General features: G+C 58.2%; 16 protein-coding genes and 1 tRNA gene. 4 read left to right on the forward strand and 13 right to left on the reverse strand.

Annotated elements, in window-relative coordinates; genetic code table 11:
• From Q1A51_RS04750 to Q1A51_RS04790, 9 genes are all read right to left on the reverse strand, one after another.
• A complete protein-coding gene (locus tag Q1A51_RS04750; protein ID WP_299599343.1) occupies nucleotides 1-1020 on the reverse strand; it encodes a branched-chain amino acid ABC transporter permease in 1020 nt (339 codons plus the stop codon).
• Entirely contained in the window at nucleotides 1020-1886 is an 867-nt protein-coding gene (locus Q1A51_RS04755) for a branched-chain amino acid ABC transporter permease (protein WP_366869744.1), read from the reverse strand. The genes Q1A51_RS04750 and Q1A51_RS04755 overlap by 1 nt, the downstream gene beginning before the upstream one ends.
• On the reverse strand, nucleotides 1883-2593 hold the full coding sequence (locus tag Q1A51_RS04760; RefSeq protein ID WP_299599341.1) for an ABC transporter ATP-binding protein: 711 nt from the start codon (nucleotides 2591-2593) through the stop codon (nucleotides 1883-1885). The genes Q1A51_RS04755 and Q1A51_RS04760 overlap by 4 nt, the downstream gene beginning before the upstream one ends.
• On the reverse strand, nucleotides 2586-3314 hold the full coding sequence (locus Q1A51_RS04765) for an ABC transporter ATP-binding protein (protein WP_299599339.1): 729 nt from the start codon (nucleotides 3312-3314) through the stop codon (nucleotides 2586-2588). The genes Q1A51_RS04760 and Q1A51_RS04765 overlap by 8 nt, the downstream gene beginning before the upstream one ends.
• A gap of 9 nt (nucleotides 3315-3323) precedes the next feature.
• A complete protein-coding gene (locus tag Q1A51_RS04770) occupies nucleotides 3324-4595 on the reverse strand; it encodes an ABC transporter substrate-binding protein (RefSeq protein ID WP_299599337.1) in 1272 nt (423 codons plus the stop codon).
• A 149-nt stretch (nucleotides 4596-4744) separates the two neighbouring features.
• Nucleotides 4745-5683, reverse strand: a complete 939-nt coding sequence (locus Q1A51_RS04775; protein WP_299599335.1) for a 3-hydroxyacyl-CoA dehydrogenase family protein — start codon at nucleotides 5681-5683, stop codon at nucleotides 4745-4747.
• A gap of 3 nt (nucleotides 5684-5686) precedes the next feature.
• On the reverse strand, nucleotides 5687-6472 hold the full coding sequence (locus Q1A51_RS04780) for an SDR family oxidoreductase (RefSeq protein ID WP_299599333.1): 786 nt from the start codon (nucleotides 6470-6472) through the stop codon (nucleotides 5687-5689).
• A complete protein-coding gene (locus Q1A51_RS04785) occupies nucleotides 6469-6819 on the reverse strand; it encodes a cupin domain-containing protein (protein WP_299599331.1) in 351 nt (116 codons plus the stop codon). The genes Q1A51_RS04780 and Q1A51_RS04785 overlap by 4 nt, the downstream gene beginning before the upstream one ends.
• Nucleotides 6819-7658 carry a cyclase family protein gene (locus Q1A51_RS04790; protein WP_299599329.1) on the reverse strand — a complete coding sequence of 280 codons (840 nt, stop codon included), beginning with the start codon at nucleotides 7656-7658 and terminating at the stop codon, nucleotides 6819-6821. The genes Q1A51_RS04785 and Q1A51_RS04790 overlap by 1 nt, the downstream gene beginning before the upstream one ends.
• A 156-nt stretch (nucleotides 7659-7814) precedes the next feature.
• Between Q1A51_RS04790 and Q1A51_RS04795 the strand changes: the two genes are divergently transcribed.
• Together Q1A51_RS04795 and Q1A51_RS04800 are read left to right on the forward strand one after the other, a co-directional pair.
• Nucleotides 7815-8546, forward strand: coding sequence for an IclR family transcriptional regulator (locus Q1A51_RS04795; RefSeq protein ID WP_299599327.1), 732 nt, complete (start codon nucleotides 7815-7817; stop codon nucleotides 8544-8546).
• A gap of 507 nt (nucleotides 8547-9053) precedes the next feature.
• Nucleotides 9054-10514 carry a hypothetical protein gene (locus Q1A51_RS04800; protein ID WP_299599325.1) on the forward strand — a complete coding sequence of 487 codons (1461 nt, stop codon included), beginning with the start codon at nucleotides 9054-9056 and terminating at the stop codon, nucleotides 10512-10514.
• Between the two features lie 42 nt (nucleotides 10515-10556).
• Here Q1A51_RS04800 and Q1A51_RS04805 read toward each other — a convergent pair.
• Nucleotides 10557-10632: transfer RNA gene (locus Q1A51_RS04805), tRNA-Thr, on the reverse strand.
• A 136-nt stretch (nucleotides 10633-10768) separates the two neighbouring features.
• Here Q1A51_RS04805 and Q1A51_RS04810 point away from each other — a divergent pair.
• Nucleotides 10769-11548 carry a hypothetical protein gene (locus Q1A51_RS04810; RefSeq protein WP_299671184.1) on the forward strand — a complete coding sequence of 260 codons (780 nt, stop codon included), beginning with the start codon at nucleotides 10769-10771 and terminating at the stop codon, nucleotides 11546-11548.
• 3 nt (nucleotides 11549-11551) lie between these two features.
• Here the strand turns inward: Q1A51_RS04810 and carB are convergent, their stop codons facing one another.
• From carB to Q1A51_RS04825, 3 genes are all read right to left on the reverse strand, one after another.
• The gene (gene carB, locus Q1A51_RS04815) at nucleotides 11552-14884 is read right to left on the reverse strand and encodes a carbamoyl-phosphate synthase large subunit (RefSeq protein WP_299599321.1); all 3333 of its coding nucleotides are present in this window, start codon (nucleotides 14882-14884) and stop codon (nucleotides 11552-11554) included.
• Between the two features lie 120 nt (nucleotides 14885-15004).
• The gene (locus Q1A51_RS04820) at nucleotides 15005-16249 is read right to left on the reverse strand and encodes a cyclopropane-fatty-acyl-phospholipid synthase family protein (RefSeq protein ID WP_299599319.1); all 1245 of its coding nucleotides are present in this window, start codon (nucleotides 16247-16249) and stop codon (nucleotides 15005-15007) included.
• 68 nt (nucleotides 16250-16317) lie between these two features.
• Nucleotides 16318-17082: an alpha/beta fold hydrolase gene (locus tag Q1A51_RS04825; RefSeq protein WP_299599318.1), complete on the reverse strand. Its 765-nt coding sequence runs from the start codon at nucleotides 17080-17082 to the stop codon at nucleotides 16318-16320.
• 76 nt (nucleotides 17083-17158) lie between these two features.
• Here Q1A51_RS04825 and Q1A51_RS04830 point away from each other — a divergent pair, with 76 nt between their 5' ends.
• Nucleotides 17159-17533: a hypothetical protein gene (locus tag Q1A51_RS04830; RefSeq protein ID WP_299599316.1), complete on the forward strand. Its 375-nt coding sequence runs from the start codon at nucleotides 17159-17161 to the stop codon at nucleotides 17531-17533.
• Nucleotides 17534-17566 lie beyond the last annotated feature (33 nt).

The following is a 17566-nucleotide window of genomic DNA, read 5'->3' on the forward strand; positions in this document are numbered from 1 at the left end:
TCACGTGTCCTTTGGATCGTTCAGTTTGATGCGGTAGCTCAGGGGAAAAAGCTCAAGATCGTAACGGTCGCGGATCAGCCCCCAGACGCCTTTGGGTGCCTTCAGCATCACCACGATGGCGACCGCGCCGAGTACCATCAAGTAGATGGTGCCGAAATCGGCCAGTGTTTCACGCAAAAGGAAGAACAGGAGCGTGCCGATGATCGGTCCCTCAAGCGTGCCGATGCCGCCGATCACGACGATGAAGATGACAAAGGCCGTCCAGTCGTTGACCGAGAAGGCTGCATCGGGCGAGATGCGTAGTTTTTGCAGAAACAGGAGGCCACCGATAATCGCTGTGAAGGCGGATGTGACAACATAAACCTCCAGCTTCGTGCGCCAGATGTCGATGCCGAGGCCGCTGGCCGCCACTTCACTGTCACGGATGGCTGTCAGCGCAAGACCACGACGCGAACGCAGGAATAGGTAAACAGCCGTGATCACGAGGATTGCGGCACCCAGCGCGAGCCAGTAGCTGAGCGCTTCGCGCGCCGAGCGCCCGTCAGCTAGCGAACGGACGATGCCCACCGGCAGGGAGCTTCCGGACCCGCCGCCCAACGCAGAGATCTGCGCGAAGGTCAGGCGAAAAACTTCGGCAACCACCCAAGTGCCGATAGCAAAATAGGCGCCTTTAAGTCGGAAGATGAGGGCTGCAATTGGGACCGACAGGACGGCAGCCAGCATGCCGGCCATCAGGATCGCCGTGATCGGATGCAACCCGCCAAAGATCGTCAACGCGAACAGCATGTAGCCGCCAAAGCCCACGAACGCCTGCTGGCCGACGGACACGAGACCCGCGTAGCCCGCCATCAGGTTCCACAGGCAGGCGAGGGACAGGTAGAGGAAAATCTCGCCCATCAGGCGCAGATCTGCGCGGCCCGCCCACCACGGGGCTGCAGCCAAGACGATCAGGGCCAACACGGCAACGATCATTGCGATGCGGCTGGCACGGGTAGCGCGGTATACGGTTGGGATGCCCATCAGTGCTGGACCCGTGGGAACAAGCCGTTCGGACGCACGGCCAAAACGACAAGGAAGGCGATGTGACCCGCGAGGACTTGCCAGCCTGGATCGATCTTGGCCCCGATAGTTTGGGCGACGCCTAGGATCACGCCGCCGGCGAGCGTGCCCCACAGGTTCCCAAGGCCACCGATTATCACAGCTTCGAACCCGAAGATCAGGCGCCCACCGCCGATAGAAGGATCAAAGCTGGTGCGGATGCCCAGCAGGATGCCCGCGATGCCGGTGACGGCAAGGGCCATCGCCATGGCGAGGCCAAAGACATGCGCCTTGTTCAGGCCCATCAATTGCGCGATGTCCTGGTTGTCGGACACGGCGCGAAAACCACGACCAAGGGCGGTGGCGTAGAACATCCATTGCAGCCCGGCGATAACGCCGACAGCGATGGCAAAAGTCAGCAGGGGCAGGATGCCAACTGTCAGGCTGCCCAGATTGACGCTGGCCGTCTCGATGGCCCCGGCGGACAGTTTCTGCGGATCGGCGGAATAGCCTTCAAGCAGCGCGTTCTGGATAATCACAGACAAGCCAAAGGTGACCAGCAGTGGTGGCAGGATGTCCGGCCCCAACGTCTGGTTCAAGATGCCGCGTTGCAAGACGTAACCGATCACCGCCATCACGGGCAGCACCAGAAGGGCGGCGGCAAAAGGGTGGACGCCGAATGTCATTGTGGTGCTAAGCCCGAGATAGGCGGCGAGGATAATGAGATCTCCATGCGCGATGTTCACCAGTCGCATCACGCCAAAGATCAGCGACAATCCGGCGGCGAAAAGGGCATAGAGACCGCCCAGCAGAACGCCCTGTACGATTACGCCAATCCACTCGATCATGCGGCAACTCCGAAATAAGCGGCGGTGATTTGGTCTCGGGTGACGTCACCCGTAGCCCCGCTCAGGGACACGCGCCCTTCTTGCAGGCAGAACACGCGAGAGGAGACCTCGAGCGCTTTGCTGATATCCTGTTCGACCACCAGCGCTGTCATGCCGCCGCCGATGATGCCCGGCAGGGCGTCATAGATCGTTTTGATGATGACGGGGGCGAGACCGAGGCTGATTTCGTCGAACAGGATCACTTCGGGGTTGGCCATGAGGGCCCGGCCGATGGCGACCATTTGTTGTTGACCGCCCGAGAGGGATGTTGAGGCTTGGCTGCGCCGTTCCTTGAGAACCGGGAAAAGCTCGTAGACCTTGCCGAGCGACCATGGGCCGGGGCGGGCAACCTTGCCACCGAGCAGCAGGTTTTCCTCGACCGAGAGTGATGGGAACAGCTGGCGTCCTTCGGGCACCAAGGCAATGCCGCGATAGGCGACCTCGTCCGCGCGTAGGGTGCCTATGCCCTCGGTCTTGAACCGCACCTGTTCCGGCGCGTTGGACATCAGCCCGGAAATGGAGCGCATAAGCGTGGTCTTGCCCGCGCCATTGGCGCCGATGATCGCGACGACCTCGCCCGCGTGGATATCCATGTCTATGCCGTAGAGCGCCTGGAAGTCGCCGTAGTGCGCATCAAGGCCACTGAGCGACAGGATAGGGTCAGACATCAGGGTCCACTCCCAGATAGATTTCCTTGACCTCTGGGCTGTCCATAATCTCCTTCGGTGCGCCCTCGGCGATCTTCTTGCCGAAGTCGATCACGATCAGCCGGTTCACCACAGCCAGCAGCGCGTGGACCACATGTTCAATCCAGATGATTGTAGTGCCCTTGGCATGTACAGCCTTGATCGTGTCGATAAGCGCAGTGCATTCGGCTTCTGTCAGCCCACCTGCGATCTCATCGAGAAGGAGGAGTTTGGGTTGCGCCGACAACGCACGCGCCATCTCAAGCCGCTTGCGGTCTAGCAGAGTGAGTGTGCCTGCACGTTGGTTTGCCTTTGGCAAAAGCCCAGTGTCCGTCAGGACCTGCAGCGCATGGTTTTCAGCTTCGCGACCCGAGAGGCCCGCGCCCTGCATAGCCCCGACAAGCGCGTTTTCATAGACTGTCATCCCGCCAAAGGGCTGGGGCACCTGGAAGGACCGGGCAATGCCAATCTTGCAGCGTTTGGCAGCGGAGGTGGCAGTAATGTCTGCCCCTTGAAAGATGATCCGGCCCGCATCAGGGCTGAGCGCGCCGGTGATCAGATTGAAAAGCGATGTCTTGCCCGCGCCATTGGGCCCAAGGATGCCCACGGCGTCGCCTTGGGCGATCTCGAAGCTTGAGTCGTCGGCGACCTTGACGGCGCCGAACGACTTTTGCAGGCCGCTAATAGACAAAAGGGCAGACATCGCGGTGCTTTAGCCCAAGAGTTGCAGGTCGCCGCCCACCGGAATCTGTGGTGCGTGGCTGTTGTTTGTGATGACCAGCTCGACTTCATCGCCTCCTTTCTGCCATTGCCCCGACACCAGCGGTGTTTTGGACACATTCGGCACAGGGCCGTTTGACCAGTTCACGTCGCCCACGATGGTCGAGATGTTGGTGCCCGCGATGGCGGCGGCGTTGGCCTCGAAGTCATCAAGGTCCTCGGACCGGGAGATGACATCTGCCACCACTTCGAACAGCGCGTGCTTGAAGCCGATGGGCTGCGTCCACGGACGGCCTGTAGCAGCAGTGAAACCGTTTGCCAGATCACCTGCCGAAATGCCGGTCAGAGACGAGTTGAACGGGTGGTTTGGGGACCACCAGATTTCGGTCGTCAGACCAATACCGCGATCACCCAAGGCCTCAATGGCCGAGGGGAACAGCAGCGCCTTGCCGATGGTCGCGACCTTGGGGTTGAAGCCCTGTTGTGCGGCTTGCGCCCAGAAGGTGCCGAAATCCGGCGGGATCATCACGCCGGTGATGATTTCGCAGCCTGCATCCTTGAAGGCGGAGATGTAGTTCGAGAAATCGTCCGTCAGAGGTTGGAAACGACCGGGATCAACCAATTCGAACCCTTGTGCAGCAAGTGGTTTGGGCAGGCCCAGTTCCGCGTCACCCCATGCGTTACCGTCTGCGTCATTCGGGAATAGGCCGCCCACTTTCTTGGCAACACCGCTGCCGTCCCAAAGGCTGGTGAAATTGGCGATGACATCCTCAAGTCCCCAGAAGAAATGGTAGGTGTATTGGAAAGCTTCCGCAGGGTTGCCGCCACGGCCAAAGAAATAGGGCTGCCAAGGTGCGTCTGTCGTGATGCAGGGCACTTCATTGATCTCGGCCTGATCTGCCACTGGGTTCGTTGTGTCAGGGGTCGCGGCCGCGGTGATGATGTCCACTTCATCCGACAGGATCAGTTCGGCGGCCACTTCAGCGGCCCGGTTGGGGTTGGACTGACTGTCCTTCTTGATGATCTCGATGTTGTAAGACTTGCCGTTGTTGGTCACGCCACTTGCGAAGTGGGCACGCAAACCTTCGAGGATGTAATCATCGGCTTCCGCGAAGCCGGCAAGCGGGCCAGTAGACGGTGTCACGAACCCCACCTTTATGGTCGGATTGGCAGCGTAGGCCCGCGTGGAACGCAAGATTGCCGGGGCCGCAACGCTCGCGCCCAGCCCAGCCAACATACGGCGGCGTGTGATATAAGTTCTCATGTTTTTCCTCCCAAAGATGCGGTTCGGGTATTCGCCGATCCGGTTGCGCGGACCATTTTTGGCATGGCTTGGCGCAGTCTCGCTCTCCAGACCTATCACATGCAAAAGATGATCCTGATCCGATTTGAATGGTCATTTATAACTCTGCGTTATGACTCGGCAGTGTTTTGTAACATCCCTTCAAGTGCGCTTAAGTGAAGTGCGACTCGCGTTTTCGTCCGTTCAAAATCGTCTTGGGTCCATTTGCGAAACCCATAACCCGAAGCCATACCGGTTCGATCTTCATCCAACAGCGCTTGGAGTAAGGGAGACGGATCAGGCCGCGCATCGAGGTCGAACAGAACTTGACGGTGTATGTCCTGAGTGAGTTCCAACCCGACAAGATCGGCGTTTTCGAGCGGCCCAAGAACAGCGAGACGACGGCCGAAACTGGCTTTCACCACGTCATCAACAGTCTTGGCAGAACAGATCCCATTTTCAACAAGGCTGATCGCCTCGCGCCACAGCGCGTGTTGCAACCGATTGCCGATAAAGCCGGGCACGTCCTTTTCGACAAGTGCTGGGGTTTTGCCTGAGTCCGCCAGCAGGTCAATCATCTTGTCCGCGACTTCGGGATCAGTCCATTCTGTTTTTACCACCTCGACCAGCGGGATCATGTGAGGCGGGTTCCACCAATGGGTGCCAAGCGCGCGTTGGCGAAGTTTAAGGTGCTCCATGATCTTGGTGATCTGGATAACCGACGTGTTCGAGGCGAGAATGGCGTCGCGAGGCGCGTGTGCCTCGACCTCGGCAAAAATCGCTTGTTTCAATTCCAGCTTTTCGGGTGCGGCTTCGAAGATGACAGCTGCATCGCTCACTGCTGCTTTGATCCCATCGCACAGCTCGATCCGTTTGAGCATCCTTGCGATGTCATTGTCGGATGTATCTAGCAGCCGCAGGCTGTCGGACACGCGTTGTGGCAGGCTTTGCAGCGTTTCCTGTGCCGGATCGTGTACGGCGACGTAGTGACCTGCACGCGCAAAGGTCAGGGCAATTCCGTGCCCCATCAACCCTCCGCCGATCACCGCAATTTGTTGGTTCTTATTCATGCCTCACCCCGCCGTGTAGCCGCCATCGGCATAAAGTATGTGGCCGGTGTAGAAGTCTGAGGCGCGGGACGACAGGAACAGGAGCGGTCCTGCCAGATCCTCTGGCTCGCCAAGGCGCCCCTTGGGCACGCGTGTCAGGAACCCTTCGCGCACGGCTTTGGCATCGTCGGTGTCTTCGAACATCCACGCCGTGAGCGGGGATCGGAAGACAGTGGGCGCAATAGCGTTTACGGTGATCCCGGTTGGGCCGAGTTCGCATCCCAATGCCTTGGTGATCCCGTCAACTGCCGCCTTTGAAGCGCAGTAGGCGGTGTAACCCGCCGGGTGTCCCAAAAGGCCGCGGGCAGAAGACATAAGGATGATCTTGCCACCGTCGCCCTGCGCCTGCATTTGCGCACTTGCGGCGCGGGCCATCAGCCAGCTTTGGGTGACGTTGGCGTTCATGACGCCTTCGAATGTGTCAGGGGCCATGTCAGCGATCTTGGCCACCTTGTTCATGCCCGAGGCCACAACAAGAATGTCCAACCGTCCGAACGTCTTGACCGTTTCTGACACCAAAGCGTCGCAGGCGATTTCAGTATCGGGGCGTGCGTTGATCTGGTGGGTGTCTCCGGTGCACGTGTTTGCGACGTCTGCCATCGCGCCGGCATTTCCTGCGGCAAGAACAACCTTGGCACCGGCGCCAGACAAACAACGGGCCGCAACTGCTCCAAACGCACCGGAGGCACCAGTGATCAGGGCGACCTCGCCGGAGACATCAAAGAAGGACAGCGGATCGTCGAGGCTCATGGCTGTTCTCCAGTGGGATAGGGGATCACAACAAGCATTTTGCAAACGTGATTGCTGCGGTTTTCGATTTTGCGCACTTCACCTGGCGGGATCGTGCAACTGTCCATGGGACCAAGCACTGTGTCCGCGCCGTCAACGGTCACGGTCATTTCCCCATCCAGCACGACATAGATCTTTTCAAATGGCGTCGCATCGGGCCCGGCACCGCCGCCGGGAAGGAACTGCGAATATCCGACCCATTGGTTTTCCGGTCCACCGTCCTCGAACCCCTGAAGGCGCAGGCCAGTGACACCCCAATGGTTTGGGGCGTCATAGGGTTGAGCATCGGCGAAGCGCTTTACAAGCATCAGAAATCCTCGCCCGCCTCGATGCGATAACCTTGGGATTTGTCCATCATGGCAACAAGGCGGATGATGCAACCGTCGCCTCGGTCCCAGTTCCAGGGGAAGAAAGCAAAGGTGACCCGCTTGCCTGTAACGCGGTCAAGGTCGCCGCCAACGTTCTCGATGCCCAGAATACCATTGGTAAAGAGTTTCTGGTGCACGGGTTCCCATTCCGGGAAATCAACCTCCCACGGAGTGCCGCCAGACCATTCGAGGTACTCTTTCTCAAGGTGCGGCAGGATCGGGCCATTGCGCTGTGGGCCGATCGCGGTGGCCAACGGGTGATCGTTGGCTTGCGTATCGTGGCCCACGACCTTTACGCCCCTTTCAACCATCCAATCGGCGGCAGATGGCACAAGACCAGGGCAGTAAGCAAAGTAATCACCATCTTCGTATTGCTTGTGCCAGCCCGTATTGATGATGAGCACGTCATTCCTACGGATCGCGTGGCCGCAAGCCTTTTCAAGATCATCACCGGTGATCTGTTCCCATTTCTTCTTTGGGATGCTGACAACGAGGCCAGAGCCGAAGAAATGGGGCAGGGGCACCTCATCAATGAAAGGGGTTCCCTGGACCACATGGGCGGGTGCGTCGATGTGAGTGGTGACGTGCATCGTCGTTGTGATCGTCTGGCTCAGCACTCCGGACTTCGCCATGTAGTGCTTGCGATCGATCTGTACATCTTTGAAATACGGCCAGTTTGGGCATTGGAAACCATACCGGTGGCTCAGGTTCACGAACTCGAGGCCCATGTCGTTGTTGTCGTTTTCTTGGAAATCGATCCCGCGAATGTTGACGACCATCGGCTCCTCCCAAAGCTTCGTATTGCTGTCCCGTATTATGGTGCGTATGTATCACATAGCGGTCAACGTTTGATTTGACGGAACATAGGAAACAAGCGTTTTGCTGCTGTCTGGTCAAAATGCAATCGATACAAGAGTTCGCTGCAAGGTAAAAAGATGTCGAAAAATCAGGGTATTCAGGTCATTTCGCGTGCGGCTGACATTCTGCGCTTGTTGGGCCGTGAGACAGGCGGGTTGAGCCTTGGCCAGATTGCCAAGCGGGTTCAGCTGCCCCGCTCTACGGTACAGCGCATTATTGCGGCGCTTGTGACTGAAGGATTTGTATCCACCGAGCGTGGAGATGGAGGAATCAGGCTTGGCCGCGAAATTCAAAGCCTGGCCCAGGCGGTGTCATCGGACATGCGGACGCGCCTGCGCCCCGTCATGGAACGGCTGTCGGACGAAACGGGCGAGACGGTTGATTTGGCAGTTCTTGAAGGCGCACAAATGTTGTTCGTCGATCAAATCGAAGGCAGCCATCGCCTGCGCACCGTGTCGCGGATCGGAGAGTATTTTCCCCTGACCACGACCGCCAATGGGCGCGCAGCGCTGGCTTGCATGCGCCCTGAGCGGGCGCTTGCCCTGATCCGCGCCGAACATAGGTCACGTGGCCCATATGCACCGCCATTGTCGGACATCATCGACGGTATCGATGCTATCCGAGAGGGTGAACTGGCATGTGATGAGAACGAACACACGGATGGTATTTGCGCGATGGGATTTGCTGTGGCGGACCAGACGGGTGACATTTTCGCAGTATCAGTTCCCGTCCCAAGCTCACGTTATGACCGGGTTAAACCTGCTTTGGCCGACTCTGTTCGCGCCGCTATTTCAATGCTTCAGGCATAGCGCAGACGCCACATTGTGACCGCGATATCTGGGCGGTTCGTTCTCGGCTTGGTGCGCGTGATGCGGGAACTGAAGCCGTTCGTAGCGATGGGGATCGGATGGTCGACAGGTAACTTCACAAACTACCTAGTTGGCACGTTCCGATAGCAATGCACTTGCCGTTTGGTTCGAATACCACTCTGGTGCAGGTAGGCCGAATAATTGTCTGCAACTCCTTATGCCCTCTGTCGAGGCAACCGCATGCCATGTCTAAGTTCCTGCAAAACTGATATTTTGGGTTTGCAAAACCCGATCGAAATTGATGTCAGCCATCGGTGTTATGCTGCTGACGCAAAGGTGCTCGGGCTCTGGATAGTTTTCCCGGTGGGCGGATCGATTGACGCTTTGATGGCGGCGGAACTACGCTTATCGCGTTTGACAGAAAAACCCATCAGTAGTTGAAATTTTGTGGGTTTATTTCTTTTATCGCCTCTTTTCACAAAGATATTTTTCGAGGGTCTTCGGCCAATGCCTTTCGATCTTGCTTGGGTGGATTTGTTCCGACTCTACATTCTTCGGGACGAGGCGACAACTTGGCATGCAGTCCTCTCCATCATCTACGTTGAAAGCTACGAAACGGCGACGGTGCCGGGGGGAACCGTCATTCGCAGCGTGGCGCGGTTTTCCGGTGATGTCGATCTCCCTAGCTTTGATCCCACCACAGGCACGCTCACTGCCGGCGCTGCAAACGCGGAAGGGCACCCTCGAAACCAACCTGATCGGTCTGAACCATGGCTCGACATCACGGACACTCGGGTTGAGTTTTTCATGACCGTACCGCGCGTCGCGGGCGCAATCATCGCGAACGGGGTCGCGACAGTTCCAGGGGGTGACGCTGACTTTCAGCCGATGCGTGATGTTCTTGATGCGCTGGACACGCCGCCTATCCATCCACCACCGTCGGACTATCCCAATACGGGGTTCACGCTGGATCTGATCCTAGCCGGGATCGAATTATGGCCACCTTTCCTGCGACCGGCAGAGATGCGGTCAGATGGTTTGCTGATTCCGCACACGAAACGCACGGGCGTCGTATTTCATCTGCCCAAGATCAAACTGCGCGTGACACAGGGATCAGATGCCAACGCGCAGGTGCAGGTATGTCTGGTGTCGCTCGGTGCAACGGGTCTGGATGATCCGGGTGCACTGGCCGCAGCTGAGCTGGTTACGATGGAGCCAAGCCACGCCTTCATAGGGCCGGGCCGCGTTGTCGGGTTTGGATTTCGCTCAGCTTACCTTGATCTGTCGGACGGCTACACGCCGCCGGAAATCCTCTCCCAATTCGGGTTTGATGAAGCATGGACCGGGCTCTACCTGCCTGAAATCCGCATCTTCTTTGCACCAAACGGAGCCGACGACTTTGCGGTCAATGCGGGTGTTGAGAACCTGCTGATCGGGCTTGACGGGTCGAATGGCGTTACCGGTGATTTCGATGTTGCAGTGATCAACCAAGGCAGTGGTGATCTTGCCATAGGTGCCCACTTCTTCACCGGTAACCGACAGGGCATTGGGATCTCCAGAACCAGCCCCGGTGCTGCAACGCCTGCCTTACCGGACACCACACGGCTGGCCGTGAATGTGCGCGGTGGCCGCGGGCCTCGTAGCGTGACTGTCGATCAGACCATCGCGCAAGGCCATAGTGCAAAGGTGCGCGCGCAACGGGTGATCTCAATGGCGGCTCGCATGGGCATCGCCCAACGTGATGGCATGGGATTACCGACCTCGGATTTCATCCGTCTCCATCGTCCGGCCGCAGCCTTTTCGCTTGTTCGCGATCTCGTCGAACAAGGCGGGTTGGGACGGCTTGAACCAAATTGGGAGGGGCCGAGCGATGCTACGGTCATCCCACAAACAGCAGATGTCGCCGACCCGGATGGCAGTGATGGCGCCAACCTAACGCTCTTTCTCGCAGCAGCCTTGTTGAGGTGAACAACAGCGCCACGCGCAAAAACAGTGTTTTTTGAAGGTACCTGGTGCCGCTGAAGGGACTCGAACCCCCGACCCCATCATTACGAATGACGTGCTCTACCAGCTGAGCTACAGCGGCCTGATGGCGGGGGTTATACTTTATGTGCACCGCAGGGCAAGGGGACAAGATCAAGAGTTGGAGCAGTTAAGTCCACCTTAAACTCGATGATCTAGATGCCTACTGAATATGGTTTAAAAATGATGTGACAGCCTTGGTGAAATTGCTTCTGACAGCCATCCTCGTCTCATGTTGCGCGACACACGCGGCGGCAGGGGAACAAACAACCGTCCGTGGCTTGGCGGATCAGGCCGTGTTGGTTCACCGCATAACCAAATCCGTGTGTCTGCTCTTTGTCGGGGCACAAACCCCCGTGCACGCGGAAGATGTGGCTGCATCAGTGAGGGAGCTCAACAGTTTGTCGTCAGCTATCGCCGCGCAACCCGGCGCAGATATCGGCCTAGTAGATGAGGTTGCAACCCTGACAAAATCCGCACAACAGATTGTTGCAGGGGATCGGCACACCGTTCCCGTGACCTTGCTGATAAAGACCAACCCGACGCTCGCATCCCGCTACAGTCAGATGCGCTATCGGGCGGCCTCCGAGGTAGCAAGCAAGTACCAAAACTCTTATGCAGTACTGCACGAACTGCGTGTCGTTTCGCAGGCCTTTCAACGGGATTTGTGCCTGTTCCTCACGGGCCTGGCGTCAGCAGGCGCTGAGCGCGCGATGATTGAGCGCATTGCCTACTTCAAAGCGTCCCTTGACGCTCTGGTGTCCGGCGACCGGGCGACTGGTCTGGAGGCTGCGCCAAACATTCACATCAAGATTACGCTGGGAAAAGTTGCTGCCAAGTGGAACACCTTGCAACCTATCCTGTCCGCGGCGGCCTCGGGTGGTCCAATAGATCCGCGCGACGTGCAGTTGGCCTCGGTCCTAGGGGACGCGATATTGAACAACCTTGATCAGATTTCTGACCGGTTTCTCGACCTGTAGGGTCTATGCCTGCAGGGCTTTCACCCCCACATCTCCTTGTGACTGTTCACGGATCGCCAATGCCGCCGCATAGGCCCCGGCAGCCGTCGTGAAATAGGGAATCTTGTCATACAAAGCGATCGACCGGATTGATTTGCTGTCCTCAACCGCCTGTGCGCCCTCGGTCGTGTTAAAGACCAACTGAATGCCATGGTCTTTCATCATATCGGTGACGTCAGGACGTCCTTCGTAGACCTTGTTGACCGTACCGCAAGGCACACCGTTCTCTTCCAGCCAGCTTGCCGTGCCGCGCGTTGCAACCGTTGTAAAACCCAACCCGTGCAGGATCTGCGCAGCCTCCAGCATTTGTGGCGTCTTGTCCATGTCCTTGATGGAGATGAACGTGCATCCCGCATCTGGCAGAACCATGCCCGCTCCCATCTGTGCCTTGAGGAATGCGCGCGCAAAAGTGCGATCCCATCCCATGACCTCTCCGGTCGAGCGCATTTCCGGTCCCAGAATGGTGTCTACGCCCGGGAACCGTGCAAACGGCAGAACAGCTTCCTTGACCGAGAACCACGGCATATTCGGGTCGGCCAAAGTCATTGGATCTGCCAGTGGAAGCACACTGTCGTAGCTTGCATCAGCATCATATGCGGGGCGTTGCGGGAAATTCGAGAGCGGCTCACCTGCCATGATACGCGCCGCGATGGACGCAATCGCACTGTCCGTAGACTTTGCCACGAACGGCACGGTCCGAGAGGCGCGCGGGTTGACCTCGATCAGGAAAATGTCGTTGCCCTGAATGGCAAACTGGACGTTCATCAATCCTACGACATTCAGCGCCTTTGCCAGTGCGTGTGTCTGAATTTCAATCTCGGCAATGACATCAGCAGACAGTGAGTATGGGGGCAGTGAACAGGCGCTATCGCCGGAGTGCACGCCTGCTTCCTCAATGTGCTGCATGATGCCAGCAACATGTACGTCTGTGCCATCGCACAGAGCGTCTACATCCAGCTCGACGGCACCTGCGAGGTAGCTGTCAAGCAACACAGGGCTATCACCGGAAACCACCACGGCTTCGGAAATATAGCGCTCAAGGTTGGCCTGGTCGCGCACAATCTCCATCGCACGCCCACCCAGGACATAGGATGGGCGGATCACCAACGGGAACCCGATCTCACCGGCAATCTCCAGCGCCTCGGCGTCTGAATGCGCGATACCGTTCTTGGGTTGTTTCAAGCCAAGATCGTTCACAAGTGCCTGGAACCGTTCGCGATCTTCGGCCAAATCGATGGCGTCTGGCGTCGTCCCAAGGATCGGAATGCCAGCTTCATTCAGTGCGTTGGCCAGCTTCAAAGGTGTCTGCCCGCCGAATTGCACGATCACCCCGTGTAGCAGGCCATTCTCCTGCTCAACCCGCAGGATTTCCATGACATGCTCAAAGGTCAGCGGCTCGAAATAGAGGCGATCCGACGTATCGTAGTCCGTCGATACCGTTTCGGGATTGCAGTTGACCATGATGGTTTCATAGCCCGCCGCCGTCAGGGCAAAACAGGCGTGACAGCAGCAATAGTCAAACTCGATCCCCTGACCGATCCGGTTTGGACCACCCCCAAGGATCACGACCTTCTTACGGTCCGACGGGCGGGCCTCGCATTCAACCTCGCCGAAGACAGGCGTTTCGTAGGTCGAGTACATATAAGGCGTTTGGGCTTCGAATTCGGCAGCACAGGTGTCAATCCGTTTGAAAACGGCGCGGACACCCAGATCCTCGCGTACGCGGCGTACCTGGTCTTCGTCGCTATCCGTCAACTGGCCCAAACGCGCATCGGTGAAGCCCATCATCTTGAGCGCACGCAGCCCCTCTTCGGTCGCGGGCAAGCCTGCACTGCGGACCTTGTCTTCGGTGTCCACGATTTCCCGAATACGGGCCAGGAACCATGGATCGAACTTGGTCGCACCAAAGATGTCGTCATCGCTCAACCCGTGCCGCATGGCTTGCGCAATAAGGCGCAGCCGGTCCGGAGTCTGGGCCGAAATGGCCTTGACCACTGCGGCCTTGTCTGGCGCGCCGGGGATATCGATGTCGTCCAGACCGGTCAGGCCGGATTCCATGGATGCCATCGCCTTTTGCAGGCTTTCATGGAACGTGCGACCGATGGCCATCACTTCGCCTACGGATTTCATCGCTGTGGTCAGGGATGCCTCGGAACCAGGGAATTTCTCGAACGCGAATTTCGGGATTTTGGTGACGACATAGTCGATGGTCGGTTCGAACGAGGCCGGCGTGACCTTGGTGATGTCATTGTCCAACTCATCCAGCGTGTAGCCAACCGCCAGCTTGGCTGCGATCTTGGCAATCGGAAAGCCTGTCGCCTTCGAAGCCAGCGCTGAAGACCGCGACACACGCGGGTTCATCTCGATCACCACCATGCGCCCGTCATCAGGGTTGATCGCCCACTGTACGTTGGACCCGCCCGTTTCCACACCGATCTCGCGCAGCACTGCGATCGAATGGTTGCGCATGATCTGATATTCTTTGTCCGTCAGCGTCAGGGCAGGGGCCACGGTGATGCTGTCGCCGGTGTGCACGCCCATCGGGTCAACGTTTTCGATGGAACAGACGATGATGGCGTTGTCGGCGGTGTCACGCACCACCTCCATCTCGTATTCCTTCCAACCCAGCAGGCTTTCGTCCACAAGGATCTGGCCCACGGGCGACGCGTCCATGCCAGAGTGACAAATCGCCATATAGTCGTCGCGGTTGTACGCAACTCCGCCGCCCGTGCCGCCAAGGGTAAAGGCCGGGCGGATGATGGCAGGCAGACCAATGTCTTCCAGTGTCTCAAGTGCAATGGCAACACCAGCAGCAAGGTCCTTGTTGCCATTCTCGTCCTTGGGGGCCGTCACGATGGTGGCGCGCGGATTCTCGATTCCCAGCCGGTCCATCGCCTCGCGGAACAATTTGCGGTCTTCGGCCATCTCGATGGCATCGCGCTTGGCGCCGATCATCTCGACGCCGAACTTGTCCAGCACGCCCATTTCTTCAAGCGCAAGGGATGTGTTCAGGCCGGTCTGTCCACCCATCGTCGGCAGTAATGCGTCGGGGCGTTCCTTCTCAATGATCTTGGCAACCACCTCGGGCGTGATCGGCTCGATATACGTGGCGTCGGCCAGGCCCGGGTCGGTCATGATGGTCGCGGGGTTCGAGTTGACCAGGATGACCCGGTACCCTTCTTCCCGCAGCGCCTTGCAGGCCTGCGCGCCCGAGTAGTCAAACTCGCAGGCTTGGCCAATCACAATGGGACCCGCGCCGATAATCATGATCGACTTGATGTCGGTACGCTTTGGCATCTTGGCCCCCCGGCAGTGATTCAGTCCGCACCGTCAGGGCGCGAGCAAATTGTCCTGCGTTATAGGGATGGCGCAAGAAGGTGCAAGAGGGGCAAGGCATGCAGAATGCGGAATCTGCGGTCAGGCAGAGACTCTTTTCGGTTGGCGCCCGCTCGCTATGGGGGCGGAAGCATCATAGAGATAGTCTCGCGTCAACGGTACAGCCGCGCGCTTGTGCGCCAATTGCAGGTGATAAACGCCCTGCATCTGATGCTCAAAGGCCAGAATGCAAACCGTCAGATAGTAGCGGAACATCCGGACAAAGCGCTCATCATAGGTCGCTGTAATCTCGTCCAGATGTGCATCAAAACGATCACGCCAGTGTCGGATGGTCTTGGCATAGTGCAAGCGCCAAACCTCAATATCGGTCTGCCACAGACCTGACCGTTCCATCGCGGGCGCCAACTCGGAAAGAGAGGGGACATAGCCGCCGGGAAAGATGTATTTGTTGATCCATGATGAATGCGCGATCGGCGGCGCCGACCGGCCAATCGTGTGGATCAAGGCCACACCATCAGGATCCAGCAATTCGGCCACGCGGCCGAAATACGTATCGAAGTTGGGGACGCCGACGTGTTCCAGCATCCCGACCGATACAATGCGATCAAAAGTGCCCTTTGTATGTCGGTAGTCCTGTAATCGGAATTCGATCCGATCCGACAACCCCGCTGCATCTGCCCGCTGCCGGGCGGTTGCCAACTGGTTTTCGCTTAGGGTGATACCGGTCACGCGGCATCCATAGTCCTGCGCAAGGGTTAACGCCATGCCGCCCCAGCCACACCCTATATCCAGCACATGCATGCCCGGCTCCAGACACAGTTTGCCCGCTATATGCGCCTTCTTTGCGGCTTGGGCCTGCTCCAGTGTCATCTCGTCATCCCGGAAGTACGCACAGGAATACTGCATGTCCTGATCCAGAAAGAGCCGGTACAGATCGTCCGAAATGTCATAGTGATGTGCGACGTTCTTGCGCGATGTGTTGGGCGTATTGTTTTGAATGAAACGACGCATGTGAAACCGGGCACGATTGGCCATCAGCATCCAGGGCGGAATGGTCCCCTTGAACCGGTTGCGGATGATAAGCGTCAATGCGTCATCCAGCGTGCAGTTCCTCGGCGTGATTTTTTCTTCCATATACCCTTCGCCAAGGCCCAGATCCGGATTCAGAACCAGCGCGCGCAGGGTTGCCTCATCGGAAATCTCAAGGTGAGCCGATGCCCCGGTGTCTGGCCCATAGTCCCGCGTCGTTCCATCCGGATAGGTCAGGCTAAGACGGTCCTCCACCATCATGCCTGTCAGAAAACGGTCAAGCAGTGTGTCCCACATGATCGCACTCCCCCAAAAAAAGCACTCCGATACTAAAATTGGGGTGGCTGTTGGGGTTACGTCAAGTGTTAGGGCGCTTCTGCGTCCAGATACGCCCTCACGGTACCTTCAAATGCGCGTGGATCATCTGCGTGCAGCCAATGCCCCGCATTGGGTATCTTCACGAAACGCGTTCTGGGAAAAAGGGTGCGGATGATTGGCCGGTGTTCACGCGTGACATAGTCGCTTGCCCCGCCCGAGAGGAAGAGCGCGGGGCCCTCGAACGACGTGTTCATTTTGGGAAAATCAAGAATTGCAGGCATGTTTTCTGCCAATGCATCCAGGTTCAGGCGCCACCGCGCTTCGGCCACGTCCAGCGATTGGGTCAGAAAGCTGCACAAAGCGGGCTCGACTCCCAGGGCTGCAAGTTGGTCGTTTGCCTCGGATCGTCGAGTGACTTTGGTTAGATCAACAGCTCGCATTGCGTCGATGTATTGCATCTGGCTGTGGCCATAGCCCACCGGCGCAATATCGCCGACCACGAGCCTGTGCACAGTGTCTGGGCGGTTCAGCGCCAGCATCATGGCGGCTTTGCCCCCCATGGAATGCCCAACGACATCCATCGGCCCACCCAACGTGTCAATCACCTGTGCCAAATCGCCCGCCATATCGGCATAGCCATGATCATCCGACCAAAAGCTCTGCCCGTGGTTGCGCATGTCCACCGTTATGACGCGCCGCGTGTCAGATAGGCGCTTTGCAATCACCCCCCAATTGCGGCCCGATCCATACAGACCGTGGGCGATCAGGACAGGTGTGCCATCGATGTTGCCGTGTTCGGAATAGCTAAGCATAAGGGCAGACTTAGCCATGTTGGGCAGGCGCCACCAGAGGGATTGAGCGCTGGGGGACACGAGGTTAGAAAACGGTATGGAAACGCAGGACAGCATTCAGGCCCGCGCAGCCCGCGTTCAGGGCGCACTGGCCGCAGCATTTGGCGTGCGCGCCAAGTCGCTGGAGGTTGCCCTGCGCCGCACCGGTCGTCGATTGCCCAAACGCCTGCACGCCGAGGCGAAGAAGATCGTCGCGGCACAATCGTTCGGAGCGCACCCCCGCCTGATGCGGCAGGTAGATGGCGCAGCGCTGTCTTTGGCCGAAGACCGGATTGTCGGCTTTTTGAGTGGGATAGACCGGGCCGACCGTCGCAAGGGGATGTGGCTGGGGATCGCAGCCGCTGTCGCCTTCAACATTCTGATGGTGTTCACAGCAGTGATTGTCTGGATGTGGTGGACCGGTCGGCTTTAGTCGATGCTGGATGTTTGCAGCAGGGTGTGACAA

The sequence above is a fragment of the uncultured Tateyamaria sp. genome (assembly GCF_947496075.1).
Lineage (GTDB): Bacteria > Pseudomonadota > Alphaproteobacteria > Rhodobacterales > Rhodobacteraceae > Tateyamaria.